Source organism: Polaromonas sp. YR568 (genome assembly GCF_943369415.1).
Lineage (GTDB): Bacteria > Pseudomonadota > Gammaproteobacteria > Burkholderiales > Burkholderiaceae_C > Polaromonas.
Genome location: NZ_CALRNF020000013.1, coordinates 60,586 through 79,641 on the forward strand (window position 1 = coordinate 60,586; position 19,056 = coordinate 79,641).

Below are 19,056 nucleotides of genomic sequence, written 5' to 3' on the forward strand. Positions count from 1 at the left end.
AGGCCGCGGCTCGCGAGACGCTTCGCCTCTGTCGCCCGTCCAAACCTGCGCAGGCAGGCTTGGAGCCGCGGGCTCCAGCCCCTCGGGGGCCGCTGCGCCTGCGGCCCGGCAAAGCCGGTTCCGCGGCCCCTGCTGGCGAGGAGCCGTAAGCCTGGTGGCCGACGTTGTATTTCATTTCAATCAAGAGGGTGGACTATGAGCACGATGGAAAGAATCCTGCGTTTGATGGCGGACAAAAAAGCCTCGGACGTTTACCTGTCGGCCCATTCACCCGCCCTGATCAAGATCAACGGCCAGGCCATTCCCATCAATGCGCAAATCCTGCCGCCGGACGCGCCGCGCAACCTGCTGGCCGAAGTGGTGCCGCCCGAGCGCATCGAGGAGCTGGAGGAAATCGGCGAACTCAACATGGCGCTGCCGATTGCCGGGCTGGGTAATTTCCGGATCAGCGCCTTCAGGCAGCGCAGCACCTATGCCGCGGTGATCCGCTTTGTCCCCACGGAAATTCCGCCGCTGAGCAGCCTGAACGTGCCGCCCATCCTGGCCGACCTGATCATGGAAAAGCGCGGCCTGTTGCTGATGGTGGGCTCCACCGGCGCCGGCAAAAGCACCACGCTGGCCTCCATGATCGACCTGCGCAACGAAACCACGCTGGGCCACATCCTCACGATTGAAGACCCGGTCGAATTCCTGTTCACCAACAAGAAATCCGTGGTCAACCAGCGCGAGGTCGGCAGCGACACGCAGTCGCTGCAGGTCGCGCTGAAAAACGCGCTGCGCCAGGCGCCGGACGTGATCCTGATCGGCGAAATCCGCGACCGCGAGACGATGTCGGCTGCGATTGCCTATGCACAGTCGGGCCACCTGTGCCTGGCCACCATGCATGCCAACAACAGCTACCAGGCGCTTAACCGCATCCTGAGCTTTTACCCGGTGGAAGTGCGCCCCACCATGCTGGGCGACCTGGGCGCGGCCCTCAAGGCCATCGTGTCGCAGCGCCTGTTGCGCACCCAGGACGGCGGCCGCACGCCGGCGGTGGAAGTCATGCTCAACACCAAGCTGATCTCCGAGCTGATTGAAAAAGGCGACTTCTCCGGCGTCAAGGAAGCCATGGAAAAATCCATGGCCGAGGGCTCGCAGACTTTTGAACAGGACATCGCCAAACTCATCGTCGAAGGCACCGTGACCCGCAAGGAAGGCCTTCTGCACGCCGACTCGCCGACCAACCTGATGTGGCGGCTGGAGAACGACTTCGCCGTCAAGGCCAAGCTGCTGGAGCCCGAAGAGGACCCGGACGACGAGCCGTCCTTTACCGAGATCACGCTGGACGTGAAACACTGAAACACACGACGGTGCTCGCTTCTTCGGGCCGACTCGAACGCGACTGAACGACCATGTCCCGAACCCTGCACCTTGCCGAACAACTGATCTCCCGTCCTTCCGTCACGCCCGACGACGCCGGCTGCCAGCCTCTGTTGATCGCGCGGCTGGCGCCGCTGGGCTTCAGCTGCGAAACCATCGTCAGCGGCCCGGACAGCTTTCGCGTGACCAACCTCTGGGCCAAGCGCGCGGGCAAGCCGGCTCCCGGCGCGGCGCCCGCAAAAACCCTGGTATTCGCCGGCCACACCGACGTCGTGCCGACCGGCCCGCTGGACCAGTGGCTGAGCGACCCGTTCACGCCCACGCATCGGGATGGGCAAATGTACGGACGCGGCACCGCCGACATGAAGACGTCGATCGCGGCGATGGTGGTGGCGGTCGAGGAATTCCTGGCTGCCCATCCCGACCCCGCCCTGTCCATCGCCTTCCTCATCACCAGCGACGAGGAAGGCCCTGCAGTCGACGGCACGGTGATGGTCTGCGAGCAACTCAAGGCGCGCAGCGAGGCGCTGGACTACTGCATCGTGGGCGAGCCCACTTCGGTCGCCCACCTGGGCGACATGATCAAGAACGGCCGGCGCGGCACCATGAGCGGCAAGCTCACCGTCAAGGGTGTACAGGGCCACATCGCCTACCCGCACCTGGCGAAAAACCCGATCCACCTGTTCGCACCGGCGCTGGCCGAGCTGGTCGCCACAGAATGGGACAAAGGCAATGCCTTCTTCCCCGCCACCAGCTGGCAGGTGTCCAACATCCACGGCGGCACTGGCGCCTCCAACGTCATTCCTGGCGAGCTGGTGGTGGACTTCAACTTCCGCTTCTGCACCGAATCCACACCCGAAAGCCTGCAGCAGCGCCTGCAGGCGGTGCTGGAGCGGCACCAGCTGGACTGCGACCTCAAATGGACCGTGGGCGGCCTGCCCTTCCTCACCACGCCCGGCACGCTGGTCGATGCGGTGCGCGGCGCTATCCAGGCCGAAACAGGGCTGGAGACCGAACTCTCGACCACGGGCGGCACCAGCGACGGACGCTTCATCGCCAAGATCTGCCCCCAGGTCATCGAGTTCGGCCCGCTCAACGCCACCATCCACAAGATCAACGAGCACGTTCTGGTGAGTTCGCTCGATCCGCTCAAGAACATCTACAAGGGCGTGCTGGAGCGCCTGGCGGCGGCATGACGGGCGCCGCAACGCCCCTGACGGTGCTGGCGCTGGTCGAGCAGATGGCGGCCAGGCTGGAGGCCGCAGGGCTCAACTATTCCGACGGCTTCGGCCAGGGCACGACCAATGCGTTTGACGAGGCCGCCTGGCTGGTGCTGTGGAAGCTTGGTTTGCCGCTGGACGACCTTGATTCGGTTGAAACCCGGCCCGTGAGCCCTGAAGAAGAAGCGGAGGTCGCCGCCCTGCTGGACGCGCGCATCAGCAGCCGCAAGCCCGCGGCTTACCTCACCAACGAAGCCTGGCTGATGGGCCTGCCCTTTTACGTGGACGAGCGCGTGATCATCCCGCGCTCGCTGATCGCCGAGTTGCTGGCCGACGCCAGCATAGACCCCTGGCTGGGCGAACACACCCACCGCGTGCTGGACCTGTGCACCGGCAACGGCAGCCTGGCTGTGCTGGCGGCCATCACCTACCCCGACGTGGTGGTGGAAGCCGCCGACATCAGCCTGGACGCCCTGGAAGTGGCCCGCATCAATGTGGACCGCCACCACCTGGACAGCCGCATCACGCTGGTCGAGTCCGACGGCCTGGCAGCCTGCGCGGGCCACTATGACCTGATTCTGTGCAACCCGCCCTATGTGAACGCGGCCAGCATGGCCGCCCTGCCGGCAGAATTCCGCGCCGAACCGGGCCTGGCGCTGGACGGTAACCGGGACGGCGGCACCGACGGCATGGACTTCATTCGAGGCCTTATTCAAAACGCGGCACGGCATATGAGCGAAAATGCCGTATTGGTGCTGGAAATCGGCAATGAGCGCGAGAACTTCGAGCGCGCTTTCCCGACACTTGAACCGCTGTGGTTCGAAACCAGCTCGGGCGCCGACCAGGTGCTGCTGCTGACCCGCGAACAACTGGCCTGAGCCGGGGCTCGACGGCCGGTACAAGCCCTGGCGCGGCTCTTGCACCGCAAGGGCAAGGCATGGACGCCGCCGCCCGACTACTTTTCCTGAAACTGCGAATTAAATGATTACCCTCAAAAACGTCGTGCTGCGCCGCGGCGCCAAAGTGATTCTGGACAGCGCGTCTGTCACCCTCAACCCGGGCGAGAACGTCGGCCTGGTGGGGCGTAACGGCGCGGGCAAGTCCTCGCTGTTTGCCATGCTCAACGGAACACTGCATGAGGATGGCGGCGAATTTTCCATTCCCACACAGTGGCGCATGGCGCAGGTGGCACAGGACATGCCCGAAACCGAGCAAAGTGCCACCGACTATGTGATCGAGGGCGACGTCGTGCTGATGGCCGCGCAAGCCGAGGTGACAGCCGCAGAAGAAAGCGGCGACGGCGACCGCATGGCGCACGCCTACATGGAGTTGTATGACTCTGGCGCGCATGACTCGCAGGCGCGCGCACAGGCGCTGATCCTGGGTCTGGGCTTCAAGGTCAGCGAACTGGACAACCCGGTCAACAGCTTCTCCGGCGGCTGGCGCATGCGCCTGCAGCTGGCGCGCGCGCTGATGTGCCCTTCCGATTTGCTGCTGCTCGATGAACCCACCAACCATTTGGATCTGGACGCACTGGTCTGGCTGGAAGCCTGGCTCAAACGTTACCAGGGCACCATGCTGGTCATCAGCCATGACCGCGAATTCCTCGACGCCGTGACCGACGTGACGGTGCACATCGAAAGCGCCAAGCTGACCCGCTACGGCGGCAACTACAGCAAATTTGAAGACCTGCGCTCCGAGCAGATGGCGCTGCAGCAGACCGCGTTTTCCAAGCAGCAGGACAAAATCGCCCACTTGCAAAAGTTCATCGCACGCTTCAAGGCCAAGGCCAGCAAGGCCAAACAGGCGCAAAGCCGCGTCAAGGCACTGGACCGCATGGAGAAAATCGCCCCGCTGCTGGCCGAAGCCGACTTCACCTTCGAGTTCAAGGAACCGGCCAACCTGCCCAACCCCATGCTGTCGATGCAGAACGCCTACTTCGGCTACCCGCCGCCCGAGAGCGCACCTGAGGGCACGCCGCCTACCGTCATTGTGCAAAACGTCAGCAAATCGGTGCTGGCCGGCCAGCGCATCGGCATCCTGGGCGCCAATGGCCAGGGCAAATCCACGCTGGTCAAAACCGTCGCCCGTGCGCTGGCGCCCATCGAAGGCGAGATGATTGAGGGCAAAGGCCTGAACATCGGCTACTTCGCCCAGCAGGAACTGGATGTGCTGCGCCCTGCCGACAACCCGCTGGAGCACATGATCCGGCTGGTCAAGGAAGTCACTGCCGCCGGCAAGATGGGCAACCAGCCCACGCGCGAGCAAGACTTGCGCAGCTTCCTGGGTAATTTCAATTTCGGCGGCGACATGGTCAAGCAGGCCGTGGGCAGCATGAGCGGCGGCGAAAAAGCCCGCCTGGTGCTGTGCATGATCGTCTGGCAGCGCCCCAACCTGCTGCTGCTCGATGAGCCGACCAACCACCTGGACCTGGCCACCCGCGAGGCACTGTCGATGGCGCTCAATGAATTTGAAGGCACCGTGATGCTGGTCAGCCATGACCGCGCCTTGCTGCGCGCCGTCTGCGACGAATTCTGGATGGTGTCGCAAGGCGGTGTCGCTCCCTTTGATGGCGACCTTGACGACTACCAGAAATACCTCCTTGACCACGCCAAACGCCAGCGCGAAGAAGCCAAGAAGGCCGGCGGCGCGGCCCCGGCCGCCAAGGCAGCCGTGCCGGCCGCAGCGCTCGAAGAGAAGAAACCCGTGCCTCGCGACACGCCCGAGCAGCGCAAGCTTGACGCGCAGCGCCGCCAGCAACAGGCCGAAGCCACCAAGCCGCTGCGCAAGGAAATCGAGAAGATCGACCTGCGCATGAAGGCGCTCACCACCGAACGCGACAGCCTGCAGGCCCTGCTCGCCACCACGACGGCGCCGGCGGAACTCGCCCAGACCGGCAAGCGCCTCAAAGCCGTAGAGGGCGAAATAGACATGCTGGAAGAGCGGTGGCTGGAACTGACCGAACAGATCGAAACCGCTGCGGTGTAAAGTGGGCGCAGGGCCCTGCCTTCGCAGGCGGGGCTCGTCCTTGAAAGGGGTTTGATCCATGCCTTCCGCCTTGCACATGGCCGCGGACAACGCCGCCCTCGAAGCCGCCGTCAAACGAAGCCGCAAGCTGCTGAACAAGCGCGCCATGGTCGCGGCCGCGGCCAGCGCCGTGCCGGTGCCCGGCCTCGACTGGATGGTGGACGCGGCCATGCTGTCCAAACTCATCCCCGAGATCAACAAGGAATTCGGCCTCACGCCGCAGCAGCTCGACCAGCTCGAGCCCAGGAAGCGCGACCAGGTGCAAAAAGCCGTGAGCATGGTGGGCTCGGTGCTGATCGGAAAATTCATCAGCCGCGACCTCCTCATCAAGGCCGCCACCAAGATAGGCGTGCGCCTGACCACCAAACAGGTCGCCAAGTACGTGCCACTGGCCGGCCAGGTCATTTCGGCCGCCGTGGGTTATGCCGCCATCCGCTACTTCGGTGAAGAACACATGAAGGACTGCATACGGGTGGCGAAGCAGGCGCAGCTGGAGGCGCCTGCGCTGGGCTACTCGGCCTGAAGCCCGGCCCGGCGATTTCGTTGACCCAAAACAAAAGGACTTAGCCTTGCGGCTAAGTCCTTGTGTAACTGGTGGGTTCTGACAGATTCGAACTGTCGACCTACGGATTAAGAGTCCGCTGCTCTACCAACTGAGCTAAGAACCCGGAATTCTTCTGGTGGGACCAGCGGGGGTCGAACCCACGACAAACGGATTAAAAGTCCGCTGCTCTACCAACTGAGCTATGGTCCCGATTTATATCACGGGGTTGCCCTCGCGATACATTCCGGTATTTGCCACTTCAAGAGCAGCAAAGCCTTGAATTATAGCGTGGTTTTTCAGGCCTTCGCAAAAACTCAGGCCGCAATTTTGTCGAGTGCCCAGCCGGCCGCGCACAGGCCGAAAGTCGAGGTCACGCTGACGACCGATCCATAGCCGTGGCAGTTCAGGCTGCCGTCGCTTTGGTCCGCCGCATCGGGCTGCAGCACGGCCTCGCGGCTGAACACGCAGGCCACGCCTATCTTGCCTTTGCGCGCCGCGCCGTGTTCCTTGCGCAGGCGGTAACGCAGCTGCGCCAGCAAGGGGTCGTGCGTGACCAGCGCCAGGTCGTCGATGTCCACGCGGTGCGCCAGCCGCTTGCCGCCCGCCGCGCCCACGCTGACCAGGTTCACCTTGTTGGCAATCGCCCAGGCGGCCATGGCGGTTTTGGCTTTGACCTGGTCGCAGGCGTCGATCACGGCCAGCTGCTTGCGGTCAAAGCCTTCTTCGAGGCCCAGGATGCCCGGCCAGTTGGCGGCGTCGACAAACTCTTCGATGCCGTCCACGCGGCAGCCCGGGTGGATCTGCGCGATGCGTTCGCGCATGGCCTGCACCTTGGCCTGCCCCAGCGTGCTGTCCAGCGCATGGACCTGGCGGTTGATGTTGGATTCGGCGATGTGGTCGAGGTCGATCAGGGTCAGGCGGGCCACGCCGCTGCGGGCCGCGGCCTCGGCAGCCCACGAGCCCACGCCGCCCAGGCCCACCACCACGATGTGCGCCTGGCGTATGCGCTGCGCGCCTGCGGCGCCGTAGAGGCGCGCAAGGCCGCCGAAGCGGCGCTCCAGGTCGGCGGGGAGTTCTTCAAGGACGGACGTCATGGCTTGTGAATCAATGCGCGCCTCAGGACTAGCGTTCAAGCCGCCAGACCTGGTACTTCAGTCCTGCCACGCAGCCGGCCAGGATGGCGGCCAGCGCCACAAAGCTGGTGGCGCTCAGGGTCGAGATGCCCGAGAGGCCCTGCCCCACAGTGCAGCCCATGGCGCAGACGCCGCCCACGCCCATCAGCGTGGCGCCCACCAGGTGGTTGGCTGTGTCCTCCGCATCGCGAAAGCCTTCCCAGCGGAAATTGCGAGACGCCACGGCATACACAGCCGAGCCGGCCACCACGCCGAACACCGACACGATGCCCAGCGTGAGCACCTTGCTCTTGTCGCTGAAGAACATCAGCCAGTCGACGGTGTAAGCCACGGGCGAGACAAAACTCAAGGCCTCGGCCCGGCCGGAATTGGTGGCGAGGAAAGCTTCCTGCAGCGTCTCGGGATGCTCAGCCACATAGCCGAGGTGCCCGCTGACCCACCACATGGCCACGATGACGCCGCCTATGCCAAGGCCTGCGAGCAGGTTGTCAAAATGGCGGAAGTCTTCGGCGAACAGGGCCCAAACGATCAGGCCCAGCCCGATCAGTATGGCCAGGGCAATGCCGGCGGCTGCCGGCGTGATGCCGATGGCGCCGGCCACCCAGTTCGGCAGGGTCGCGTTGACCGCGAAATCGACGGCCACCTTGTCGACCGTGGCCACGCGGACCACGGCGGTGATACCTTTAAGCGTGGCAAAGGCCGCGATGCCCATGACGGCAAACACCACGACGGATTTGAGGCTGCCGCCGCCTATGCGCACCAGCGTCTTGCTGCCGCAGCCCGAGGCCAGCACCATGCCGAAGCCGAACAGCGCGCCGCCCACCAGGGCCGAGAGCCAGATGAAGCGGTTGGAAGCGTAGAGCACCTTGGCCGGGTCGATGACGCCGGCCGCAGCCATGGTGAAGAAGCCGATCATGGCCACGCCTATGGCCATGCCCCACATGCGCATGCGGGTCCAGTCGCCCATGTTCACGATGTCGCTGACGGCGCCCATGGTGCAGAAGTGGGTGCGCTGGGCAATGGCGCCAAAAACCATGGCCAGAATGAAACCGGCCCAGAGAACCTGGGCCGTGAGACTGTTGAGTGCGGAGATATCCATCGCCCGATTTTAGAACCTGTTTACGGTCTAAACGGGGCCGCGCAAGCCCCTTTTCGGGGGATGGGATGCAAGGCGCGGTGCGCCAGCCCATAGCACAGCTATGGGCCAGCGCCGCAACACAGCAGACCGCCCGAAAATTGGCTTGCCCTCCGGGTTGGGGTGAAATCGGGCGATTGAGCCACCCAGACACTTGCATGGGCATTAGCCCATGCGGCGTGCCCGGTCGGCCCACTCATCCCGATTGCACCTCAACGCGGCCTCGTTTAGACCGTAAACAGGTTCTTAGGGAATGGCCGGCAATCCCGGGCGTGCCGAATGGCCTGCCCGGGAGACGGATTACTTCAGCTTGGCCAGCCGTTCCTTGGCGACGGATGCGGCTTCAGCCTGGGGGTAGGCCTTGACCAGGTCTTCCAGCGTCTTGCGCGCCGACTTGATGTCCTTGAGTTCCACCTGGCAGTTGGCCAGCGAGAGCATGGCCTCCGGCGCGCGCATGTGGTCGGGCTCGGCCGTGACCAGCGTACGGAAATTGGTCACCGCGTCGCGGTAGTTGCGCAACGCGTACTGCGCATTGCCCAACCAGAACAGGGCCGAAGCGCGGTAGCCGGTTTGCGGATAACGCTTCATGAAGGCCAGGAAGCTGGTCTGCGCGGCCGCGAAGTCGCCCTTGCGCAGGGTGGCCAGCGCGGTTTCGAATTCCTGCCTTTCGGCGGGCTCGGCCACAAACTCCTTGCCGTCTACGTTGACCTTGCCCGGCTCGAACTTGCGCAGGCGCTCGTCCACGCCGGTCGTCAAATCCTTCTGGGTGCGCTGCATCTCGGCCACGTTGCGCGCGAGGTTTTCGTTCTGCCCGCGCATGGTGGCCAGTTCGTTGCGCAGGGCCTCGATCTGGTTGGACAGGTCCAGCAGGCTGCGGCGCAGCTGGGCGTTGTCTTCGGTGGTCTTGCGCAACTCGTCGGCGGTGCGCAGCTGCGCCGCATCGACCTTCTGGCGCAAATCAAGGATCGCGCGGCGAGCCTCGTCGTCTTCAAACAGGCCCGCATGCGCATTGAATGCCAGCAGGCAGGCCGCGACAGTCGCGGCAATCCGGAACGGCTTCACGGTCGGCACCCGGCTTAACGGTAGTTGAGTTCAGCGCGGCGGTTCTTCGCCATGGCTTCTTCGTCGGAGCCGGCAACCGCGGGCTTTTCCTTGCCAAAGCTCACGGCTTCGACCTGGGCATCCGACACGCCCAGCAGGCCCAGCGCGCGGCGCACGGCTTCGGCGCGTTTCTGGCCCAGGGCCAGGTTGTACTCGCGGCCGCCGCGCTCGTCGGTGTGGCCTTCGATGGCCATCTTGCGGCCCTTGTTGGCGGTCAGGTACTTGGCATGGGCCTCGATGGCGCCCTGGAACTCCGGCTTGACCACATAGCTGTCGAAGTCGAAGTAGATGATCCTGGCGACGTTCGTCGGGCCGGCGAGCGACGCGTCGGTCCCCTCGATCTGCACCGGCGTGACGGCCCGGCCGCTGGCGCCCGACGTGTCGCCGCCTGGCGTGGTCTGGCCGGTGCGGTCTTCGACGGGCACGTCGTTGAGCTTGACGCCGGAGCCGCAGGCCGTCAGCGTGAGCGCCAGGACCAGGGAGGAGATGAGGGAATAAACAATGCGCTTCATGGAGTACCTCTACAAAATTAAAAAAAATGGGCCGGATGACGATTGAAAAATGGTTGACGCTGCGGGTCAGCGCTGGAAAGGACCCCAATCGGGTTCGCGAATGTCGCCGCTCGCGCCGGACAGCTTCGCCTTGATCTTGCCGTCCAGCGTGGTGGTCATCAACGCTTCCCTGCCCTGCTGCTGGGTGGCGTAGACGATCAGGCGGCTGTTGGGCGCGAAGCTCGGGCTTTCGTCGGCCGAGGTGTCGGTGATTGGAGTGACCGTGCCGCTGGCGAGTTCCATGACGTGCAGCTTGAAGGCGCCGCCCACCCGGGATACATACGCCAGCCAGCGCCCGTCGGGGCTGATGGCCGGGGAGATGTTGTAGCTGCCGGTGAAAGTGACCCGCTCGGCATTGCCGCCGCCGGGGCTCATGCGGTAGATCTGCGGCGCGCCGCCGCGGTCGCTGACGAAATAGATATAGCGCCCGTCGGGCGAAAAGGCCGGCTCGGTGTCGATGCTGGAAGACTGGGTCAGCCGTTTCGGCTCGCCGCCGTTCAGGCCGATCGAATAGAGCTGCGAGCCGCCGTCACGGCTCAGCGTGGCGACCAGTTGCTTGCCGTCCGGCGACCAGGCCGGCGCGCTGTTGGAACCCCGGAAGTTGGCCAGCAGGCGCCGTTTTCCGCTGGCCACGTCGTGCGAGTAGATCACCGGCTTGCGCGACTCGAAGGACACATAGGCCAATTGCGAGCCGTTGGGCGACCAGGCGGGCGAAATGATGGGTTCCGGGCTGGTCAGGGCCGACTGGGCGCCCTCCCCGTCGGAATCGGCCACCCAGAGGTTGTACTTCTGGGCCGCCTTGGTCACATAGGCGATGCGCGTGGAGAAAACGCCTTTCTCGCCGGTGAGCTTTTCATAGACAAAATCGGAAATGCGGTGCGCCGACAGGCGCAGGTCGGCCGGGCCCACGGTGTAGCTCTGCCCGCCCAGGTCCTGCCCGCGCACGATGTCCCAGAGGCGAAGGCGAACGTCGTAGCGCCCGTCGGCCAGAAGCGAGACGCTGCCGGTCACCATGGAATCCGCGCCTTTTTGCCGCCAGGCGGCAAGGTCGGGGCGGGTGTTTTCATCGGCGGCGACGCCGGTGGTGTCGACCGGGCGGAACATGCCGCTGCGCTCAAGGTCGGCCCGCACGATGGCGCCGATTTTTTGCGGCGCCTGCGCATCGCCGCGGAATGCGGCGACGGCAATGGGCAGCTGGGTAAGGCCCACACCGGAGACTTCAACGCGAAACTGCGCAAAAGCGGACGTGAAGGGCAAAGCCGGCAATGCGCCCGCGGCAAGAAGGCTCACAAGGGTGCGGCGGCTAAGAGGACGAAGAGGAGGTGCAATGCTCATAGGGGAGACTTGGGTCCATTCAGGGGAGTTATTTTGACGGTGGAAGATGAATCAAGTTCACGAAGGCCTTTTTCGGCCAGGATCACATCGGTTTTCATGCGTTCAAGCACCCTTTTTTTGTTGATGGATTCCTGGTCGCGCGGGTTCTCGCGGTGCCAGAGGTGAAAGACTTCGGTGCCCATGAAACCGTTTTTGCGATGGATGCCGAGGTGGTGAAGCCTGAGCACGAGGTCGGCATCTTCATGCCCCCATCCCTCGAAAGTTTCGTCAAATCCATTGACGCCGGCAAAGTCCGAGCGCCAGACACCAAAGTTGCAGCTGCGTATGCCATGCCAGTGAAAGCCTTGTTTTACCCTGAATAAACGCCGCGGCCAGCGAAGGAGGTGCAATAATTTGTTGCTGTCCCCCCTGAATCGCGCGCCTAGCCAGAACCATACAGGGCGGCTGGGCAGATCAATAGCGCCATTGACTACACGTTCTGTCAGACGTTGGCTGATAAGCACCCGGCTGCCGTTCAGGAAACAGCCCTTTTCAGCAAGCCGCGTGTGCGCGGCCACAAAAGCCTTGTTGGGGACGCAATCGCCGTCCAGGAAGACCAGGTAGTCGCCCGTGGCTTGGCTGGCGCCCAGGTTGCGGGCCCGCGCCGCGGTAAAACCCACATCAGGGTGCCACACATGGCGGACCGGGCACCTGAAGGCCGGGCACTGGTCGAACAGCATCTGAACCTGGTCCGCCCGTGAACCATCGTCGGCTACAAGCACCTCATGACGCTCGTCACATTGGGCGGCCAGCGAACGCAGCACGGCCAGCAAGGCATCGGTGCGGTTGTAGGTCAGGACGACAAAGCTGATTTTCATTGCCCGGCCGGTGCCCCTTTGCCGTCCCGCTGCAGCAGCCACAGCTTCAGGTAGCGGTAATACGTGCCTTCGGCGTTGGAGATGGCCAGGACCAGGCCCATCCTGCCGTCGAGGAAACCCAGGCGCAGAAAATAGGTGCGGATGAACGCCCAGAGCCCGTGCACGATGGCTTTGCCGACAGACGCCGTCTTGCCTTTGTTGTGCAGGCTCTGGGCGCCGGCCGTGGAATAGCGGTTGGCCTTGTCGAGGACGGCTTCGAAGTTGCGGAAGCTTTCATGCAGCAGTTGCGACTGCAGTTGCCCCTCCGGCCCCTGGGCGACAACTTTCTCGTGCACAAGATCGTCGCTGAAGCGGGCCGCTGTGCGGCGAAACAAACGGGTGACGCGGTCGGGGTACCAGCCCGAATGGCGCATGTACTGGCCGCAGTAGCTGGAGAGCCTGGGAAATGAATACACGTCGAAGGCCGGGGACCTGAGACAGGCGAGGATTTCTACCTGCAGTTCAGGCGTGACCCGTTCATCGGCATCAAGCGACAGCACCCAGTCGGAGGTGGCCAGCGCCAGGGCCCGGTTTTTCTGGATGCCGAAGCCCGGCCAGTCCGGGCTGACACTGACTTCGGCACCCAGGGAGCGGGCGATCTGCACGGTACCGTCGGTGCTGCCGGAGTCCAGCACCACAAGCTGGTCCGCGAAGCTCACGGAGCGAAGGCAGGCCTCTATGTTGTGGGCCTCGTTGTGGGTAATGACGGTGACGGACAAGCTTGCCAACGAATGCCTTTGCAATGATGAAGGGAGAAGAAAACGCACAGGATTTTGCCAGTGAAACGCCCCTTCCGCGCCCCCTTCCGATGCGCTGACAGCATAGCAGAGGCACCCCGGCGTTTGGTGCCCTGGCGGGAAATGGAATGGCCGATAATGCGGGCAATCCATCGGCAACCCCTACGACCATTTTGCGAACAACAAAGATCAATTTCCGGCTCGCCGTCATCTGCCTGATGGCCGCCTCCGTGGGCTTGCCAATCGCCATCATCAGCATCGCCAAGCTGCTCTTGCTGGGCTGTGTCTTGGCAGTCCCCTTGCTCGCCAAAAACCTCCCGAAAAATGGCGCCTCCCTGATGAAGACCTGGACGCTGCCGGCCGTGGCGCTCGCCTTGCTGGCGTTTGCGCTGAGCCTGCTCTGGACGGTCGCGCCGCAGGAAGAGGCCCTGGGTTCGCTCATCAAATACGGCAAGCTGATCATCATCATCGTCATGATGGCCCTGATCCGGGAGCGCCGTGAGGCTGTCTACGCGGTGGGCGCGTTTGCGCTTTCACAATTGCTGGTGGTGGCCAGTTCGTGGCTGCTTTTTGCCGATCTGCCTGTCGCCTGGGCAACCTCCCGCACGACCCTGAGCCACTACACGGTCTTTTCCGGCTACCTTGACCAAGGGATCATGAGCGCCGTATTCGCCGCGGTGTGCTGGCACTTGCGAGGCCTGGTCCCCGGCCGCTATGGTCCGCAGGTCGCCGTTGCGGTGGCCGTGGCCTCCCTGGCCAATGTGTTCTTCGTGCTGGCCGGCCGCAGCGGCCAGGTGGTCGGCGTCGCGATGCTGTCCCTGGCCATCATGTGGCAACTCCCCAAAAAGTACCGCATCGTCGTGGCCGTACTGCCATTCCTCCTGATGCTGGCGCTGTTTGTGAGCTCACCGACGATGCGGGAACGGCTGACGCTGCTCAAGACCGAGGTGCAGGCCTACTCGCCGAAGCAGGACACCAACACCTCGTCGGGCGTGCGGCTCACGTTCTGGCGGACGGCCGCCCAGCTCATCGCCCAAAGGCCGCTGGCCGGCGCGGGCATCGGCAGCTGGAGCACCGAATACAACCGGATCGAGCGCCAGAAAAACCCCGAACACAAAGACATAGACCCCAACGGCAACCCCCACCAGGAATACCTGTATTGGGGCGTGCAACTCGGCATTCCGGGCCTGTTGCTGTTTGCCGGCTTCCTGCTTTCGGTGCTGCGCGACACGATGAAGATGGAGGCGCCCTACGCCCGGGCCGCGCAATCCGCCTTGCTGGCGCTGGCCGTCTGCTGCCTGTTCAACGCCAGCCTCTACGACGGCCTCATCGGGGACTTCTTCTGCGTGCTGATCGGCCTGCTGCTGGCATTGGGGCTGAGCAAGCCCGCGGATGCATCCCCACCCGAGCGCGCAACGTGAGCGCCTCCACCGACACACCTGCCGCCGCCGCGGCCGCCAGGCCGGGCCTGTGGCGCCGCATCGTCCGGGTCTGGCCCTATTTCAGCGGCTCGCGCGCTGGCTGGGCGCTGGCCATTGGCGCGACCATCGCCGCCTCGGCCACCGAGCCCTTCGTGCCCGCGCTGCTCAAGCCGCTGCTGGACCGGGGCTTCCAGAAGGGCGCGCTCGAGCTCTGGCTGGTGCCGGTGTCGCTGATCCTGCTGTTCACCGTGCGCGGCGTGGCCGGTTTCGTGGCGCAGTACGCGCTGGCCAAGGTCACCAATGAGGGCCTGCAGGCCCTGCGCCGGGCGATGTTCGGCAAGCTGTTGAGCTCGCGTCTGTCGCTGTTCGCGGACCAGTCCTCCAGCGCCATCGCCAACACCGTGGTTTATGAGGTGTTCAACGGCTCGTCGATGATGATCAACGCGGTCATGAAGCTGGCGCGCGACATCCTCACGCTGGCGGCCCTGGTGGCCTACCTGCTCTTCCTGAACTGGAAGCTGATGCTGATCGTCTCGCTACTGTTCCCGGCCGTTGCCCTGGTGATCCAGCTGCTGACGCGCCGCCTCTACCGCCTGACCCGAGAAAGCCAGGTCGCGACGGACAACCTGGCCTACGTGGTGGAAGAAAATGTGCTGGCCCACCGCGACGTGCGGCTGCACGGCGCGCAGGCCGGCCAGGCTTCGCGCTTCGAGGCGCTGAGCAACACGCTGCGCCGGCTGTCCATCAAATCCACCGTCGCCTATGCGGGCATGAGCGCCATCACCCAGGTGCTGGCCGCCATGGCTTTGTCGGCGGTGATCTCCATCGCCCTGCTCCAGGGCTCGGAAAACACCACCACAGTGGGCGGTTTTGTGGCCTTCGTGACGGCCATGCTGCTGCTGATCGCGCCCATCAAGAGCCTCTCCGACGGCGCCACGCCCATCACGCGCGGGCTGGCGGCGCTGGAACGCGGGCTGGACCTGGTCGACCTGATCGACGACGAAAGCAGCGGAAACTTCACCAAGGCCAGGGTGGCCGGCGGCATCGAGTTTTCCAACGTGAGCGTGCTGTACAAGCCGGATGCGCCACCGGCGCTGGACGCCGTCAGCCTGTCCATACGCGCCGGCGAAACGGTGGCGCTGGTTGGCTCTTCCGGCTCCGGCAAGACCACGCTGGTGAGCCTGCTGCCGCGCTTTGTGGATTTCAGCGCCGGCAGCATCACGCTGGACGGCACGGAGCTGCGGGACTGGGACCTGGCGTGCCTTCGCTCGCAGTTCGCCTTTGTCAGCCAGCACGTCGTCATGTTCAACAACAGCATGGCCTTCAATGTCGCGCTGGGCCAGTCCTTCGACCGCGACAAGGTCGTCAGCGCCCTGAGGGCCGCCAACCTGGGGCAACTGCTGGAAGAGCTGCCACAAGGCATAGACACCGTGCTGGGCCACAACGCGATGCAGCTGTCCGGCGGCCAGCGCCAGCGGCTGGCGATTGCGCGGGCGCTGTACAAGGATGCACCCGTGCTCATCCTCGACGAAGCCACCTCGGCCCTGGACACCGAATCGGAAAAAGCCGTTCAGGAAGCCATACAGCGGCTGGCCGCTGGCCGCACCTCGCTGATCATCGCCCACCGGCTGTCCACCATTCAGCATGCCGACCGCATCATCATGATGAACGCGGGCCGCATCGTCGAACAAGGCAGCCATGCCGAACTGCTCCAAAATAACGGCGCTTATGCCCATCTTTACCGGCTGGGCTTCCAGGGCGCGGCCTAGAACACGGAATTCATCGATGCCAGTCTCCATCAGCGGCTTTACCTTTATTCGCAACGGCGTGGGCCTGGGCTTTCCCTTTGAAGCCTCCATACGCTCCCTGCTGCCCCTGGTCGATGAATTCGTCGTGGCCGTGGGCAAGGGCGAAGACGACACGCTGGCGCGCGTCAAGGCCATAGCCGACCCGAAAATCCGCATCATCGAGACTCTGTGGAACGAGCGCATGGCCGACCGCGGCTTTGTCTATGCCCAGCAAAAAATGATCGCGCAGTACTCGTGCACCGGCGACTGGGCCTTTTACCTCGAAGGCGATGAAGTCGTGCATGAGGGCGAACTGGCCGCCATACGCGCCAGCGTCGAGCGCCACCACAACAACCCGGCCGTCGAGGCGCTGGTCTTTGATTACCTGCACTTCTACGGTTCGCCCGACTGGATCTCCATCAGCCCCGGCTGGTACCGCCGCGAATGCCGGCTGATCCGCAACACCATACGCAGCTACGCGCCCGACGGCCAGTACTGGCTGGTCACCACGCAGCACAAGCGCGGGCGCAACCCGCAGGCCGCGCTGGCCAACGCGCACATCTACCACTACGGCTGGATACGCCGCAATGAAGAGATGCAGAAGAAGCTGGACCAGGTCAGCAAGTACTGGGGCGAAGTCCAGGCCGCGCAGATCACCTACAGCCAGTTCGACCGCCGCGCCCTCGCCCCTTTCACCGGCACGCACCCGCAGGCGGTACAGCAGTGGCTGGCGACCGAGGCCGAGCCGGTGCTGACCATAGACCCGGCCTACAAGCCGACGCCCAAGGAAAACAAGTACCACTTCATGCGGCAGGTGGAGACGTTGACCGGCCTGGATTTCAGCCGCAAGCACTTCAAGCTGGTGGCCTGAACCGGCCGGGCGGCACTCAGGCGGGCGCGGTCTTCGCCGCGACCGCCGCAAAATACAGCGCTTCCTGCTGCAGCGCGATTTCCCGCCACTGGTAGTGCGCCGCAAAGGCCACAGCGCCCTGCGACAGCGTTTCCCGCAGCGGCGCCCGCACCAGCAAATCTTCCAGCACCCGCGCCAGTTCGCCCGCGTCCCTGGGGTCATCCAGCAGCAGCGCATTCGCGCGCTGGCTCAACAGTCCGGCAATACCGCAATAGGTGGGCCCGCTGACCACCACGGGCAGGCCATGGGCCATGGCCTCCAGCACCACCATCGCAAAGGTGTCCTCGAAGGTCGGATGCACCAGGATGTCGGCGGCCTCGTAGGCCGGGCTCACGTCCATGAGCGCGCCCAGGAAGAACACCCGAGCGCCCAGCTTGAGCGTTTCGGCCAGCGCGCGGAATTCAGCGATATGCGCCGGGTTGCCGACCACCGCCAGCACCACGTCGGCCGGCAATTGCACCAGCGCCTGCAGCAAAGCCTCCAAGCCCTTCTTGCGGTAATCGTTGCCCACAAACAGCAGGCAGCGGCCCTCCGCCGGCAAGCCCAGCTGCGCCCTCACCTCGCGTTTTCGGTCGGCGGTCAACGCACCGGGCAGGGTGATCCCCGGCGTCACCACTGAAATCGCGGCGCTGCTGCCCGGGTAAGCGGCCGCCATGACGGGCCGCAGGCTTTCGGAGGTCACCACCACCTGCCGGCCCGGGCGGGCGGCATAGCGGGCGCGCTCCAGGCCCAGGTAGGCCAGCAGGCGCGGACTGGTCACGACCTTGATCCAGCGCAGCACGCGGCGAACGCCATGGCGGCCCTGGAACAGGCTGTACTTGACCGGCATCACGTGCACCGTCTGTACCTCGCCGTGCCAGGTGTTTTCATGTGAGTGCACCACGTCGAAGCCGCGCCGCGTCGCCCACCAGGTGGCCGTGGCAAACCATAGCTGGTTGATCCAGCGCGGCTTGCGCAGCGGGGAAGAAACCTTGTGGTAAGTCACACCGGGCCACTGGTGGCCGATGTTCTGCGCGAACACATGCATCTCGTGCCGGGCCGACAGCTGCTCGACCAGCGCGATGGAATAACGCTCGGCGCCGCCACCGGTCGGCGAGAAGGTGCGGTTAAAGACGGCGACGCGCAGTTTCGGGGGTAAAGACTCGGGCGGGCTCATTTTCTCCGGCGGTCCTCGTAGGCCGTGGCGATCTTGAGCCAGAACACCGGCAAGGTGGTCGAGCGCAGCACCGGCACCCGCGGCAGCTGCAGCAGGTCCATGCCGGCATGGCAGCGGCTGCGCTGCGTGGTGGTGGCGGTGGCAAAACCCAGCTCCCTGGCCAGCTCCACGTGCCTGGCCTTGTAGTGGCCGTAGGGGTAGCAGAAATGCTCGACGGGCCGGCCTATGACGGCTTCCAGGCCGGTCTTGCCGAGCAGCATTTCCTCACGGCAGCCCGATTCGTCGGTTTCCAGCAGGTTGACGTGCCGGTGTGTGTGCGAGCCTATCTCCTGCCCGCCCGCCACCCATTGGCGAATCTCCGCTTCATCCATCAAGGGGGTCTGCGGGATGCCGATGTTTTCGTCCCAGATATTGGTCTTGCCCAGCAAGCCGCTGACCGCATAGCAGGTGGACGAAAACCCATGTTTCACCAACGCCGGCAAGGCATGCGTGAGGTTGTTCCGGTAGCCGTCGTCAAAGGTGATCCCCACCACCTTGCCGCTCAGTTCGCCGCGCAGGTAGGGCTGTAGCGCGCCCATGGACAGGCCCTTGTAGCCCAGCAGCTTGAGCCAGGCCATCTGCCGCGCGAAAGCCGCGGGCGCCACGTAGAGCCCGCGAAACGGGCTGCCCTTGGGCGGCGCCCCGGCGATCTGGTGGTAGACCAGGATGGGAATGGGTTGGCGGTTCAGGGTCAGCATGAAA

The 19,056-nt window shown here is 64.5% G+C and carries 17 protein-coding genes and 2 tRNA genes; 8 read left to right on the forward strand and 11 right to left on the reverse strand.

All coding sequences use genetic code 11. The features are described 5' to 3' along the window. The first annotated feature begins 195 nt into the window (after positions 1-195). The 5 genes from ACLV74_RS10335 to ACLV74_RS10355 all read left to right on the forward strand — a co-directional run bounded on the left by ACLV74_RS10335 (position 196) and on the right by ACLV74_RS10355 (position 6,132). Positions 196-1,341 (forward strand): PilT/PilU family type 4a pilus ATPase, encoded by a 1,146-nt coding sequence (locus ACLV74_RS10335; protein ID WP_411879309.1) that lies wholly within the window; start codon positions 196-198, stop codon positions 1,339-1,341. A gap of 53 nt (positions 1,342-1,394) precedes the next feature. Next, the gene (dapE, locus tag ACLV74_RS10340) at positions 1,395-2,558 is read left to right on the forward strand and encodes a succinyl-diaminopimelate desuccinylase (protein ID WP_411879310.1); all 1,164 of its coding nucleotides are present in this window, start codon (positions 1,395-1,397) and stop codon (positions 2,556-2,558) included. Next, positions 2,555-3,460, forward strand: coding sequence for a 50S ribosomal protein L3 N(5)-glutamine methyltransferase (gene prmB, locus ACLV74_RS10345; RefSeq protein ID WP_411879311.1), 906 nt, complete (start codon positions 2,555-2,557; stop codon positions 3,458-3,460). The genes dapE and prmB overlap by 4 nt, the downstream gene beginning before the upstream one ends. Before the next feature lie 103 nt (positions 3,461-3,563). Next, positions 3,564-5,570 (forward strand): ABC-F family ATP-binding cassette domain-containing protein, encoded by a 2,007-nt coding sequence (locus tag ACLV74_RS10350; RefSeq protein ID WP_411879312.1) that lies wholly within the window; start codon positions 3,564-3,566, stop codon positions 5,568-5,570. A gap of 58 nt (positions 5,571-5,628) precedes the next feature. Further along, positions 5,629-6,132, forward strand: a complete 504-nt coding sequence (locus ACLV74_RS10355; RefSeq protein ID WP_411879313.1) for a hypothetical protein — start codon at positions 5,629-5,631, stop codon at positions 6,130-6,132. Between the two features lie 69 nt (positions 6,133-6,201). Here the strand turns inward: ACLV74_RS10355 and ACLV74_RS10360 are convergent. The 9 genes from ACLV74_RS10360 to ACLV74_RS10400 all read right to left on the reverse strand — a co-directional run bounded on the left by ACLV74_RS10360 (position 6,202) and on the right by ACLV74_RS10400 (position 13,032). Next, a tRNA-Lys gene (locus ACLV74_RS10360) sits at positions 6,202-6,277 on the reverse strand. A gap of 10 nt (positions 6,278-6,287) precedes the next feature. Next, positions 6,288-6,363: transfer RNA gene (locus tag ACLV74_RS10365), tRNA-Lys, on the reverse strand. A 104-nt stretch (positions 6,364-6,467) separates the two neighbouring features. Further along, positions 6,468-7,247: a ThiF family adenylyltransferase gene (locus tag ACLV74_RS10370; RefSeq protein WP_411879314.1), complete on the reverse strand. Its 780-nt coding sequence runs from the start codon at positions 7,245-7,247 to the stop codon at positions 6,468-6,470. A 28-nt stretch (positions 7,248-7,275) separates the two neighbouring features. Beyond that, complete coding sequence (locus ACLV74_RS10375) at positions 7,276-8,385, reverse strand: YeeE/YedE family protein (protein WP_411879315.1); 1,110 nt, start codon at positions 8,383-8,385, stop codon at positions 7,276-7,278. A 336-nt stretch (positions 8,386-8,721) separates the two neighbouring features. Beyond that, positions 8,722-9,483 (reverse strand): tol-pal system protein YbgF, encoded by a 762-nt coding sequence (gene ybgF, locus ACLV74_RS10380; RefSeq protein ID WP_411879316.1) that lies wholly within the window; start codon positions 9,481-9,483, stop codon positions 8,722-8,724. Between the two features lie 14 nt (positions 9,484-9,497). Continuing rightward, on the reverse strand, positions 9,498-10,034 hold the full coding sequence (gene pal, locus ACLV74_RS10385; RefSeq protein WP_411879317.1) for a peptidoglycan-associated lipoprotein Pal: 537 nt from the start codon (positions 10,032-10,034) through the stop codon (positions 9,498-9,500). A 66-nt stretch (positions 10,035-10,100) separates the two neighbouring features. Continuing rightward, the gene (gene tolB, locus ACLV74_RS10390) at positions 10,101-11,408 is read right to left on the reverse strand and encodes a Tol-Pal system beta propeller repeat protein TolB (RefSeq protein WP_411879318.1); all 1,308 of its coding nucleotides are present in this window, start codon (positions 11,406-11,408) and stop codon (positions 10,101-10,103) included. Further along, positions 11,405-12,265: a glycosyltransferase family 2 protein gene (locus ACLV74_RS10395; RefSeq protein ID WP_411879319.1), complete on the reverse strand. Its 861-nt coding sequence runs from the start codon at positions 12,263-12,265 to the stop codon at positions 11,405-11,407. The genes tolB and ACLV74_RS10395 overlap by 4 nt, the downstream gene beginning before the upstream one ends. Further along, a complete protein-coding gene (locus tag ACLV74_RS10400) occupies positions 12,262-13,032 on the reverse strand; it encodes a glycosyltransferase family 2 protein (RefSeq protein WP_411879320.1) in 771 nt (256 codons plus the stop codon). The genes ACLV74_RS10395 and ACLV74_RS10400 overlap by 4 nt, the downstream gene beginning before the upstream one ends. Before the next feature lie 182 nt (positions 13,033-13,214). Here ACLV74_RS10400 and ACLV74_RS10405 point away from each other — a divergent pair, with 182 nt between their 5' ends. The 3 genes from ACLV74_RS10405 to ACLV74_RS10415 are packed head-to-tail and all read left to right on the forward strand — an operon-like array spanning position 13,215 to position 17,120. Next, positions 13,215-14,462: an O-antigen ligase family protein gene (locus tag ACLV74_RS10405; protein WP_411879321.1), complete on the forward strand. Its 1,248-nt coding sequence runs from the start codon at positions 13,215-13,217 to the stop codon at positions 14,460-14,462. Continuing rightward, a complete protein-coding gene (msbA, locus tag ACLV74_RS10410) occupies positions 14,459-16,231 on the forward strand; it encodes a lipid A export permease/ATP-binding protein MsbA (RefSeq protein ID WP_411879322.1) in 1,773 nt (590 codons plus the stop codon). Before ACLV74_RS10405 ends, msbA begins: the two co-directional genes overlap by 4 nt. Positions 16,232-16,247: 16 nt before the next feature. After that, positions 16,248-17,120 carry a glycosyltransferase gene (locus ACLV74_RS10415; RefSeq protein ID WP_411879323.1) on the forward strand — a complete coding sequence of 291 codons (873 nt, stop codon included), beginning with the start codon at positions 16,248-16,250 and terminating at the stop codon, positions 17,118-17,120. A gap of 16 nt (positions 17,121-17,136) precedes the next feature. On the opposite strand, the gene ACLV74_RS10420 is transcribed toward ACLV74_RS10415, so the two are convergent. Both ACLV74_RS10420 and ACLV74_RS10425 read right to left on the reverse strand, forming a co-directional pair. Further along, on the reverse strand, positions 17,137-18,315 hold the full coding sequence (locus ACLV74_RS10420) for a glycosyltransferase family 4 protein (RefSeq protein ID WP_411879324.1): 1,179 nt from the start codon (positions 18,313-18,315) through the stop codon (positions 17,137-17,139). Continuing rightward, entirely contained in the window at positions 18,312-19,052 is a 741-nt protein-coding gene (locus ACLV74_RS10425) for a polysaccharide deacetylase family protein (protein WP_411879325.1), read from the reverse strand. Before ACLV74_RS10425 ends, ACLV74_RS10420 begins: the two co-directional genes overlap by 4 nt. Between the last annotated feature and the right edge of the window lie 4 nt (positions 19,053-19,056).

Excerpts from the sequence above, each read along its gene's own strand:
- dapE (WP_411879310.1), top strand. The coding sequence starts at position 1,395 with ATGTCCCGAACCCTGCACCTTGCCGAACAACTGATCTCCCGTCCTTCC.
- ACLV74_RS10425 (WP_411879325.1), bottom strand. The coding sequence starts at position 19,052 with ATGCTGACCCTGAACCGCCAACCCATTCCCATCCTGGTCTACCACCAG.
- ACLV74_RS10415 (WP_411879323.1), top strand. The coding sequence starts at position 16,248 with ATGCCAGTCTCCATCAGCGGCTTTACCTTTATTCGCAACGGCGTGGGC.
- ACLV74_RS10420 (WP_411879324.1), bottom strand. The coding sequence starts at position 18,315 with ATGAGCCCGCCCGAGTCTTTACCCCCGAAACTGCGCGTCGCCGTCTTT.
- ACLV74_RS10370 (WP_411879314.1), bottom strand. The coding sequence starts at position 7,247 with ATGACGTCCGTCCTTGAAGAACTCCCCGCCGACCTGGAGCGCCGCTTC.
- ACLV74_RS10375 (WP_411879315.1), bottom strand. The coding sequence starts at position 8,385 with ATGGATATCTCCGCACTCAACAGTCTCACGGCCCAGGTTCTCTGGGCC.
- tolB (WP_411879318.1), bottom strand. The coding sequence starts at position 11,408 with ATGAGCATTGCACCTCCTCTTCGTCCTCTTAGCCGCCGCACCCTTGTG.
- prmB (WP_411879311.1), top strand. The coding sequence starts at position 2,555 with ATGACGGGCGCCGCAACGCCCCTGACGGTGCTGGCGCTGGTCGAGCAG.
- ACLV74_RS10350 (WP_411879312.1), top strand. The coding sequence starts at position 3,564 with ATGATTACCCTCAAAAACGTCGTGCTGCGCCGCGGCGCCAAAGTGATT.
- ACLV74_RS10355 (WP_411879313.1), top strand. The coding sequence starts at position 5,629 with ATGCCTTCCGCCTTGCACATGGCCGCGGACAACGCCGCCCTCGAAGCC.
- pal (WP_411879317.1), bottom strand. The coding sequence starts at position 10,034 with ATGAAGCGCATTGTTTATTCCCTCATCTCCTCCCTGGTCCTGGCGCTC.
- ACLV74_RS10335 (WP_411879309.1), top strand. The coding sequence starts at position 196 with ATGAGCACGATGGAAAGAATCCTGCGTTTGATGGCGGACAAAAAAGCC.
- ACLV74_RS10395 (WP_411879319.1), bottom strand. The coding sequence starts at position 12,265 with ATGAAAATCAGCTTTGTCGTCCTGACCTACAACCGCACCGATGCCTTG.